The sequence below is a fragment of the Dorea sp. MB18-49 genome (assembly GCF_023669465.1).
GTDB lineage: Bacteria > Bacillota > Clostridia > Lachnospirales > Lachnospiraceae > Dorea_A > Dorea_A longicatena.
In genome coordinates, this window is record NZ_JAMOYX010000071.1 from 1 (window position 1) to 10,229 (window position 10,229).

Annotated in this window: 10 protein-coding genes; 3 read left to right on the forward strand and 7 right to left on the reverse strand. The window is 34.1% G+C overall.

The features are described 5' to 3' along the window. From NCY30_RS14180 to NCY30_RS14205, 6 genes are all read right to left on the reverse strand, one after another. Window positions 1–1,840, reverse strand: a 1,840-nt coding sequence (locus NCY30_RS14180; RefSeq protein ID WP_250818830.1) for an AAA family ATPase, incomplete at its 3' end; no start/stop codon positions are given. A gap of 22 nt (window positions 1,841–1,862) precedes the next feature. After that, window positions 1,863–2,567 (reverse strand): RloB family protein, encoded by a 705-nt coding sequence (locus tag NCY30_RS14185; protein ID WP_173784733.1) that lies wholly within the window; start codon window positions 2,565–2,567, stop codon window positions 1,863–1,865. After that, window positions 2,560–3,786 (reverse strand): AAA family ATPase, encoded by a 1,227-nt coding sequence (locus tag NCY30_RS14190; RefSeq protein WP_173784734.1) that lies wholly within the window; start codon window positions 3,784–3,786, stop codon window positions 2,560–2,562. The genes NCY30_RS14185 and NCY30_RS14190 overlap by 8 nt, the downstream gene beginning before the upstream one ends. A 191-nt stretch (window positions 3,787–3,977) precedes the next feature. Continuing rightward, window positions 3,978–4,142, reverse strand: a complete 165-nt coding sequence (locus tag NCY30_RS14195) for a hypothetical protein (RefSeq protein WP_172677227.1) — start codon at window positions 4,140–4,142, stop codon at window positions 3,978–3,980. A 68-nt stretch (window positions 4,143–4,210) separates the two neighbouring features. Beyond that, window positions 4,211–4,999: an ATP-binding protein gene (locus tag NCY30_RS14200; RefSeq protein WP_173784735.1), complete on the reverse strand. Its 789-nt coding sequence runs from the start codon at window positions 4,997–4,999 to the stop codon at window positions 4,211–4,213. Beyond that, a complete protein-coding gene (locus NCY30_RS14205; protein ID WP_173784736.1) occupies window positions 4,999–5,556 on the reverse strand; it encodes a replication initiator protein A in 558 nt (185 codons plus the stop codon). Before NCY30_RS14205 ends, NCY30_RS14200 begins: the two co-directional genes overlap by 1 nt. 665 nt (window positions 5,557–6,221) lie before the next feature. Between NCY30_RS14205 and NCY30_RS14210 the strand changes: the two genes are divergently transcribed. Then, complete coding sequence (locus NCY30_RS14210; protein ID WP_250818831.1) at window positions 6,222–8,339, forward strand: AAA family ATPase; 2,118 nt, start codon at window positions 6,222–6,224, stop codon at window positions 8,337–8,339. Next, window positions 8,336–9,382 (forward strand): 5-methylcytosine-specific restriction endonuclease system specificity protein McrC, encoded by a 1,047-nt coding sequence (mcrC, locus tag NCY30_RS14215; RefSeq protein WP_055181715.1) that lies wholly within the window; start codon window positions 8,336–8,338, stop codon window positions 9,380–9,382. The genes NCY30_RS14210 and mcrC overlap by 4 nt, the downstream gene beginning before the upstream one ends. Window positions 9,383–9,414: 32 nt before the next feature. On the opposite strand, the gene NCY30_RS14220 is transcribed toward mcrC, so the two are convergent. Next, window positions 9,415–9,657: a hypothetical protein gene (locus tag NCY30_RS14220; protein ID WP_055181714.1), complete on the reverse strand. Its 243-nt coding sequence runs from the start codon at window positions 9,655–9,657 to the stop codon at window positions 9,415–9,417. Window positions 9,658–9,799: 142 nt separating this feature from the next. On the opposite strand from NCY30_RS14220, the gene NCY30_RS14225 reads away from it, so the two are divergent. Next, the coding region (locus NCY30_RS14225) for a hypothetical protein (RefSeq protein ID WP_250818832.1) at window positions 9,800–10,229 on the forward strand (430 nt) is incomplete at its 3' end.

The following is a 10,229-nucleotide window of genomic DNA, read 5'->3' on the forward strand; positions in this document are numbered from 1 at the left end:
CTTTTATCTCTTGCATTATATTTTTATTTTTCAACATATGTTTCATATTTCTTGCCACTTCAACTTTCCACCCCTTTTCTAATGCTACATTATTCTTTGAAGCGAACTCTTCTATTTGCGGTACTATCGCACTCTTCTCTTCATATTCATCCTCAAAATACATATCTTCCAAGTCATGAAATATCCGATTAATTCCTCTTTCTATTAATCTAAAAGGAATTAAATCTTCAACCTCTGCATTCTCTATATCCTTATATTTTTTTATTTCTAATATGCGGTCAGGACACTCTTTATATAAACCAGACTGTAATTTCTTCTTTGCATCATTACCACTCTTATCCGAATCTAAAATAACAAAAGGTAACTTCTCTGTTTTTCCACACAATATACTAACAATTCCCGGAACTCCTCTTACACCTCCGGATGGAATAAATACAAGCTCATATTTTGGTGCAATTAACTTTTTCTGAATTAAAATATTCTTAATTGCATTAAAATATATTTGATCCGATGGTCCTTCTACAATAATTGGCTGACAGCCTTGCAATAATATATCCGACACACTCAATCCCATGGCTGCATGCACAGCATAAATCGACTTTTCGTTTAATGTATCCGCACCTTGTCTTAAATCGCTTGAACAAACCGTAAATCCTCCTTTATCAACATAAACCACTCTACATCTATCAATATTACTTGTATCAATAATAAATGGTGAGTGGGTTGTATTAATAATTTGATTATTTTCTGATAATCCCACAAAAAATTGAGCTAAATCTTTTTGCGCCAATGGATGCAAAGTTAAGCCAGCCTCATCTAATAATAAAATTGCGTCTTTATGATTTTCCTGGCTTTCAACCAAAAAAATAAGATAAAAGCTCAAAAACCATTGAAGACCTGTACTTCTTAATTCAAGTCCAACCTCATCTTTCCGTACTTCATCTGATACCCAAATTCTAAAATAATCACCATCAGCTTCAAATCTAAACCTATATTCTCCCTGCTTCCACCAGTCTGCAAACTTTGTTGTTAGATTCCTTGATGCTGATTGTAACAAAATACTTCTTTCTTCTTTATCATTTTCAGCCTTTTCTATTTCTTTCAAAGTTGGATTTGAGCTTATACTATTATTCCTTTTTATTGCAGTCATTTTGGGATCTTGCCCTAATTCTAATATCTCCTCTGGATTTAAGTTTACAAATTCGAAAAGGACTTTTAAAGTTCTTACTTGCTCCTCATTGATTTCTATTCCTTGTATTTGCTGACCATTAAGCCACTTTATAACATTTGGCAAATAAATCTTGGAAGATAAGTTTCCATAATTTGAATAGTATACAAACTTAGGAATTTTTTCTAAAATCAAATCCATAAGTTCTTGATTATTTTCTTCATTTTCTAATTCCTCTTTCGATTCTATTTCTTCTATCTCTTGTTCCGTCTCCTTTTCAGCACATATCATCACCTCAGGATCCCCATCTGGAAAATCAATTTCATATCTTCCATCATAAAAGCGAGACACTATCACCCTCATTCCTTCTTCGCATTTATACCCTGTATTTTTTGATATTACTTCAGCACAATCCTTTTCCATTTCAAATTCTGCACTTATAAACTTTACTTCATTTTTTCTGTTTCTTAGTGTGCTTAATTCTGAAACAGGCATATCATGCAAAATGTCTATCTCTCCACCTCTGGCAGGATTGAGTTTCCACAAAGCTAATAACAAATTTGATTTTCCAGACTCATTTACACCAACTAAAGTTGTAACATCATCGCAATCTATCCAACCACTATTTTTCACAGATCTAAAATTCATCACACAATATCTTACCAACTTCATAATTCTTCCTCCGTATGTATTATTACATAAAACATTTTTTCTGTTCCTCCGGCAAATACTTCACCAGTTCCTCTACCAACTCATACACCTTCGTTCCAGGTGCTATCTCCGCCGGTGTTTTTCCCTCTCCGTTTTTAATAATCCGTTTCGCATACCGAATTGCCAGCTTCGGATTTCCACCATTCATCAGCGTCTCAAATATGTTATCCATATTCTTCTCATACTTCCCAATTCCAAGTTCTTGAAATTTCTCATTCAAAAACTTCTTATACTCGGATCTGTGATTATTCGCTGTGTAATATGCAAAATGTAACATGAACCAGAATTCGATACACTCGTTACTCCACGCCGCATGATACTGAATATCCGGATTCTTTTGATTTAATACTTCTGCCCGCTGGACTACTCCATTGACATCACTGGATGGAAAGCTGTCTTTATCATAGACACACCATATCTGCCCTTTCGTAATCTTATTTTCACGTACATACTCTTCAGCCTTTCCGATTACCCGCATCGTCTCAGCCTGGCAGCCTTCAATTTCAATCAAAACCATATCTCGATAAATGGGATTATCTTCAATATACCGTTTGAATCCTTGAAAATATTTAGGTTCCGTTGCTTGTCCCTCGCAGAAAATGTAGTAGCGGAATTCTTTCTTCTCCAGATATTCCTGCCGACGTTTCTTCTTCCAGTTGTCTTTCTCTTTTCTGCCTCTTTTAGCCATTCACCGTCCCCCAATCTATAATCTTTCTGAGGTATGGATCTGCACCATATTTCCCTTCCAGATACTGTTTATCGAACTTGGCATCCTTTCGTACAGATTCACCTTTCTTATTTTTAAATTCTACAAGAGAATATAATTTTGAGTTCTGACGGTTTCCTTTTGCTACAAACCAGATTTCATCTCTTCTGAATACTTCACTGTTCATAGTAGACAGATCATGTGATGTAAAAATCAACTGTGCACCCTTTTTATTTTTTTCCATATTACTGAAAGTCATAATAAGGTATTTAAGTAATACCGGATGTATCTTTGCATCCAATTCATCAATCACAAGTGTCGTTCCTCTCAATAAACTTTTTGCAATAAATGGGAGCAATCCAAATAATTTCTTTGTTCCGCTGGATTCATCAAATAAATTCAATTCTGCTTCATATTCATCTACTACGTGTTTTGTAAATACTTCGATCCGGTCATTCTCCTTTTCTTCTACACGGAAATCTACAATATCCAAATCCATCTCCTGAATCATCTGAAGCATCAGTCTTTTTACATCCTCTGATTTAGAAACAGCCATTCGTAATTCCTGCATAGGATTTCCATAATTCAGGAAATCAATCTCTTCATCAAACCAGTCAAGCACATCCTGCACCACTTCGTTTTTGCTGTAAGTAATTCCAAGATATGATAACAGTGGCAATGTATCAGATAATTCATCACTGGTTTTCAATCTTGCAAATGCACCTTTCAAAGTAATTTCGTCTTCATCTCGTTCAAAAAGTGCTGATTTCCGCCCTGTTTCTAATTTTATACGATCCAACCTTTCGTATTCGATTACTTCTTTTTTTACGGTTAATTCATAGCGATACTCTGCCATTGCCGTTCTAAAAAACAGTTCAAATTCTGTTGGCTCATTTCTTGTTTCTTCATCAAAAACAAACGGCTCTATCACAAGCTTTTTCATTTTTATTGCAATCTCTTCGTTATTACTTGTAGCATATAATGGTCTCAACACCTTCGTAACCAGACTGTGTAACGCTTCAAGAACATTAGATTTGCCTCCACCATTTGGTCCGTATACAGCAGATACCGGTAAATATAATTCCTCATCTTTATCTTTTATAATTCTGTCTTCATGCTCAGAAATGGCGGCAGCCTGCATGTCAAATGTTACCTCATCCCGTATACTCTTAAAATTTTTCACTGTAAATTGGCATAACATCTTATTTACCTCCATTAGTCCAAACTTCTTGCCTATATCCTTATTATATTCCGTTTTTTTATTTTAGCAATAGTTTTATGAGATGAAATCTCATATTTTATATTATAATTTACATTTCGGCAATTTTCGGCAAAATTATACACCTTAGACTTCATGTTAATGACTTTCAATCCATTCCTCATCTATCCGCCTTATCCCAGTTCACATTCATTTACTTCCATCTGCACCATATTCTCCCGCAATATCTTCTCCACCTTCTCAGTATTCGCTTCTATCATCACTTTCAATATGTAATCGGCGGTTACTTCCACCGGATTTGGATTATGAAATCGATAGTTCAGTTTTCTTTTCGCCACGGTGAAGTTTCCACCTCCTCCCTGCTCACTCTTTGTCCATTACTATGAAAATTTCTCCTGAAATAGTCCTAGATTTTCAGAATGTTTTTCATAGTCTGCATATTGTCATTTGCCATGGCTTCTCGTCTGCTGACTCCATCAATTTTTACCGGAATACATCTTTCCAGAATTCTGTCATAAATTCTTTTCTTCTCAATTTTTGTCTCTTGTTTTAATTGTGCTAAAGGAAGATTTGTTGTGATAATCAAAGGTTTCCCCGATCGATATCTCCAATCAATCACACTGAAAATATTTTCTAATGCATACTCACTGCTCCGTTCTACACCAAGATCATCAATAATTAAAAGCTCATATCCATTCAATGATCTGATATATTCTGTCTTGTCTTCAGCTGCAAACAAATCATTTAATATGGTGTTGAAATTTGTCATTTTCACGGTAACTTCTTTTTCCAGCAATGCATTCGCAATACAAGCAGCCAGATAACTTTTTCCTGTTCCAACTGGTCCCCAGAACAAATATCCCATATGGTTTTGCTTCATTTTTTGCCAGTTTGTTACATATTCTTCTGCGATTCTTATAACGCCACTATCTCTTTCTACATTTTGAAATGTAAATCCCTCCATTTCTTTTTCCTCAAAGCAGATTTTCTTATTTCTTGCGATTAGCTCCCGATGCTCTTTTTCTTTATAATATTGTGCCTCTTCTGCATATGCCTTCCTTTCACACGCACACTGCCTGTGATGCTTTCTCATTTCAAGCAAAGAACCTTTTGGATAAAATGCTTCTACGGGTTCTTTACAAACAGTACAATGCATCAATCCATCTGCGCCTAAATATGTTTGTATCTCATACATCACAGGCTTTCTCCCTCCCCACACTCATAATTCATCTTTTGATTCTTTATACTGTAACTACTTACTCCATACTTATTACTTGAGTTGTTTTTCTCTATTACTTTATTAGATGTCGTATTTATATCCTTCGTAGAGTTATCATTCTGACCATATGAAAGCTCATTTTTAAACTCTCTATCGGCTTTCTTTATATCTGTCTGTAATTGTACCTTTCCAGAAACCTCTACTTTGTCTGGTATCATTACATACATATGTCTTGGTTTTGAAAATCCACCAAATTTCCGAATTAGCAGTCCTGCATCATCTAGTTCTTTCAAAGCCTTTTTAACAGAAGATTTGCACTTCCCGGTTTTCTGTGATAGTTCTTCAATTGGAAATATTGCATATACTCTTCCATCCTCATCTGTCCAATTATTCTTTCGTGATATTCTCGCCCGGTCATACAACAGCATATAAATAATTCTTGCATTCTGACTTAGCTGTAATTCCAGCAAGAATTTTGGAAATTGATAATACTGTATCTGCCGCTCCTGCTCATTCATGTACAAATATTTCATTTGTTTCTTCCTCACCTTCTCAATATTTGAGGAAATATATTTTTGAATTTTATATCCACAAAAATTTATCCCTCTATATATACAAAAGGAGAGGGCATAAAATACAGCCCCCTCATCAGAATTTTTTTAATTTTTTCATAATTTCATTACTATGCATCCCAAAATTTCACATAATCTTAAAGATAAGCAGAGAACCAATTAAGGTACTGTAATCCCTAGTGAATCTCGCTCATTGTTATTTCTTTCTTCTTTTTAATCTGAATTTTTATACAAGAGCAAGATCCACCTGTGTTTAACAAGTTTATTTTTGATGAATCTTCTATTTTCATCCTCTTGATTCAATTTCATCTTCATCTAATTAGCTTCCATCAAAGATTTCCGCACTATTTACATGATATTTTCTTTCAAAATTTTCAAAAAAAGCACCTGGCTTCTGCCAGATGCTCTGTAAAAAATATTCAATTTTTACCTGCTTACATTTTTAATGTAGCCAATATAATATTCCTAATTTCTAAATATTATTTTCAATTATTACGATACGGTATTACCCGGGTGGATCTTGCTCTTCTCTTTCAATATCAATATAATTCTATTTTTCGATAATCTATGACAGTGCTGCAGTTAAATGATATACTAATTCTAGTTTATAAATTCGGAGGTATATTATGTCGAACATTCAGATAACAGAAAATGGGTCAGGAAAATATTCTCCTGAATGGTTTTATAGCGAATCTCAGACTCCAGAATGGATTTCATTTGCTCACAAGGCTGATGAGCTACGAGAAAATTTTATAAATCTTTTTGGAATAGAACGCTTAAAATCACTTTTTGGAAAAGATTTGTTAACTTCTTTATTTTATAATGACGAAGGAACTAAAACCAATCTCTGCTATAGACTTGAAATGGACAAAGATATCCGCGAAGTATTTGGAAGTATTTCCGGCGGAGCAGCATATAAATTTGGATTATTCTATCATAAGAAAAATCAAAGTTGGACCTGTGGATCTCCATTAAAACCTATACATCTTACTGAGGATGAAGCAATACAAAAAGCAGAAGAAATGCGAAATGATCTGGTTGAAGGTGCTGAAATAATATCTTCTTTTGGTCCTTTAGATTCTGAAAAAGATTACGAACAACTCTATAAACAGCTGGAACATATCCCGGGAATCAATATGGTATGGCGCATGAAATATTATCAAATGCTCTTTCCAACATTATTCGCTCCATTTTATGGACAGGATATTCAGTTGAGAGTATTGCATTTTCTAAATCAAAAACCAAGTGATATTCCTTTCATTCGCATGGGACAAATTTCATTATATGCAAGAAAATGCAATGTTCCCGGAGTTGTCTTTGCTCATATTTATGGAAAAAATGTAGGATATACTAATGAGACTAATGATTCTGACACAAATACGCTTTCCGATAAAAAACATAAAACGCACTACTGGATGTATACCGTCTTTGATGATAAAAGTTGGAATGAATGCCAACAAAAAGGAATCATGGTTTTAGGTATGGACGATATTGGTGATTATTCCCAATTTGCTTCCAAGGAAGCTCTCCGTCAAGAACTGATAGATGTGTACGACAGTAGTACTTCACGAAAAAATCAGGCTTTGATGGCATGGAATTTTGCAAATACCGTATCAGTTAACGATGTGATTTTTGCGAAACGCAGCAACACTCTTGTTGGTAAAGGTATTGTCACTGGAAATTATGTCTTTGACGATCTTCGTCAGGAATATAAAAATGTCCATGCTGTAAAATGGCTTCAAGTTGGCGAATGGGAACATCCTGGTAATGCAGTAGCAAAACGCTTAACTGATATCACTCCATACACAGATTATATTGAAAAGCTTACTTCCATCTTTGCTCCAGATGAATTAGATGATGTAGATACACAACCAGAAATAGACTATCCAGCTTACTCTTCTGCAGATTTTCTCTCAGATGTGTATATGAATGGACAAGATTATAAAACACTGGTAAATGTTTTAAAAATGAAGAAAAATATTATTTTACAAGGCGCACCTGGAGTTGGAAAAACTTTTACTGCCAAACGACTTGCTTATTCCATTATCGGCGCAAAAAATCCTGACCGTGTTCAAATGATCCAATTCCACCAGAGTTACTCCTACGAAGATTTTATTGAAGGATACCGACCAACGGAAAATGGATTCACAATTAAAAAGGGTTCTTTTTACAAATTCTGCAAAATGGCCGAGGATGATGATGAAAATGATTATTTCTTTATTATTGATGAAATCAATCGTGGTAATTTAAGTAAAATATTCGGTGAATTATTTATGCTGATTGAAAAAGATAAGCGTGGTATTGAACTGCAATTGCTATATTCTGATGAGAATTTCTCTGTGCCTGCAAATGTATATATTATCGGTATGATGAATACTGCTGATCGCAGCCTTGCCATGTTAGATTATGCTTTAAGACGACGTTTTTCATTTTTTACTATGAAACCTGGATTTAATACCTCTGGTTTTCAAACTTACCAAGATTCTTTAAAAAGTGATGCCTTTAACAAATTAATTGCTTGTGTGAAACAGCTCAATTCTAAGATAGCAGAATATATCTCACTGGGTGAAGGATTCTGTATTGGTCACAGCTACTTTTGTGGTTTAACACCAGAAGCTGCCAACACCCAAACTTTATCATCCATTGTAGAATATGAATTGATTCCGCTTTTAAAAGAATATTGGTTTGATGAGCCCGCAAAAATCGTAGACTGGTCTGATCGACTAAGGAGTGCTGTTAAATGATTCCTGTACAAAATATTTATTATATGCTGTCCTACGCTTTTCAAGCATTACAAGCACAAAACTATAAAGATCTGGCTACAGAAAAATTTCATAATACCGCTGAATTATGTGCAGCCATTCTTGATAAGGGCATTAGCGTACAGCTAAAACGAGGCTTAGGAAGAGATTATCTGCCAAAATCAGAATCTCTTTCCACGCTACAGGGAAGGCTTAATATTTCTGAATCCATTAAAACTCAGACTCTGCTGAAGAAGCAAATGATTTGTACATACGATGAATTTTCAACTAATACACAATTTAACCAGATTATTAAATCTACAATGTTAATGCTTCTTAAGGCCAATATCACAAATACACGAAAAAAGAGTCTTCGGAATTTATTATTATTTTTTTCTGATGTTAACGAAATTGATTTACGTTTTGCAAATTGGAACCAACATTATAATCGTTCCAATCAAAGTTATCAACTGTTACTTGGAATCTGTTATTTGATTTATAACGGACTTCTCCAGACACAGAATGATGGTACCACAAAAATAATGGATTTTTTTGACGAACAACGTATGTGCCATTTATATGAAAAGTTTTTGCTTGAATACTATCGTAAAGAACATCCAGAACTATCTGCCAATGCATCACAGATTGCCTGGCAACTTGATGATTCTGAGAACCAATTGCTTCCTAAAATGCAAACCGATATTATGTTATCTCAAGGAAACAATATACTTATTATCGATGCAAAATATTATTCACATATGACTCAGCAGCAATATGGGACAAACACTTTGCATTCCAATAACCTCTATCAGATTTTTACATATGTGAAAAATAAAGAATTTGAGTTAAAAGACTGTGAACATACTGTCTCTGGAATGCTTCTTTATGCACAGACTGATGAAAATGTTATTCCCAATAATACATACCAGATGAGCGGAAATCAGATTTCTGTGCGTGCATTGAATTTAAATCAGGATTTTTCCGGAATTTCTGAAGACTTGGACTCTATCATAAAAAAACATTTCTTTTATCACTCGGGAGAGTAAATTCTCTCCCGAATATATCATTTAAACAAGTACTATCTTATTGCCATTTCTAAATTTTCCTTTGCATGATCTTCATAACAGTATTTCATTTTTTTACTTTCCAATTTTTCACGTGTTTTAATCCAACAAATTACCGTTGTAGACACACAGACTGCACTTACAATAATTGCACTTGCTGCTGACCATCCAGTTAATGACATGTTTATTTTTACGTTTTCCATTAATTCATTTGCTCCATTTGAACTCACTCCAACGCTATTTTCATTTGTAATCATCTTTTTTCTCCTCTCCATTTATCTTTCCAACTCACAAAATCTATTATTTTCCCCGTCGACGTGTTATTATAATACCATATTATTTTGTCCGATATAATTAGCATTTTATTTTATTTTGTCCGCTTTTAAAGGAGATTGATTTATGCCACGAAAACCTGTATATACAATTCCAATTAACAAGATAATTTTTAAAGAAATTATAAAACGCAAAGGTTATAATATCCGCTCACTTACTGACAAATTATCTATTTGCAGTGAACGCACTCTTCGACGCGCCTTGAACAACGGACTTATACGCCCTATATATCTTAATAATATAGCTCAGAATTTAGATGTAGATCCCCGCTTTCTATCTGGTGAAATATTTTTAAATGATCCTAAATATAAATTCTATAGCCTGAACTATTATTATCACGAACTAAATAAATACCCCTTTTCACGTAAAGCATTTGACGAATTGCAGAATCTCGATATAAAAAATCATCTTTCAAATATTTTCTCTTTATTTAACATTTCTTATAAGCAATTTGAAAATCTAGATTTTGAAAAGAAATACAACTTGCAACATGATT

Excerpts from the sequence above, each read along its gene's own strand:
- NCY30_RS14185 (WP_173784733.1), bottom strand. The coding sequence starts at position 2,567 with ATGGCTAAAAGAGGCAGAAAAGAGAAAGACAACTGGAAGAAGAAACGT.
- NCY30_RS14190 (WP_173784734.1), bottom strand. The coding sequence starts at position 3,786 with ATGTTATGCCAATTTACAGTGAAAAATTTTAAGAGTATACGGGATGAG.
- NCY30_RS14200 (WP_173784735.1), bottom strand. The coding sequence starts at position 4,999 with ATGTATGAGATACAAACATATTTAGGCGCAGATGGATTGATGCATTGT.
- NCY30_RS14205 (WP_173784736.1), bottom strand. The coding sequence starts at position 5,556 with ATGAAATATTTGTACATGAATGAGCAGGAGCGGCAGATACAGTATTAT.
- NCY30_RS14210 (WP_250818831.1), top strand. The coding sequence starts at position 6,222 with ATGTCGAACATTCAGATAACAGAAAATGGGTCAGGAAAATATTCTCCT.
- mcrC (WP_055181715.1), top strand. The coding sequence starts at position 8,336 with ATGATTCCTGTACAAAATATTTATTATATGCTGTCCTACGCTTTTCAA.
- NCY30_RS14220 (WP_055181714.1), bottom strand. The coding sequence starts at position 9,657 with ATGATTACAAATGAAAATAGCGTTGGAGTGAGTTCAAATGGAGCAAAT.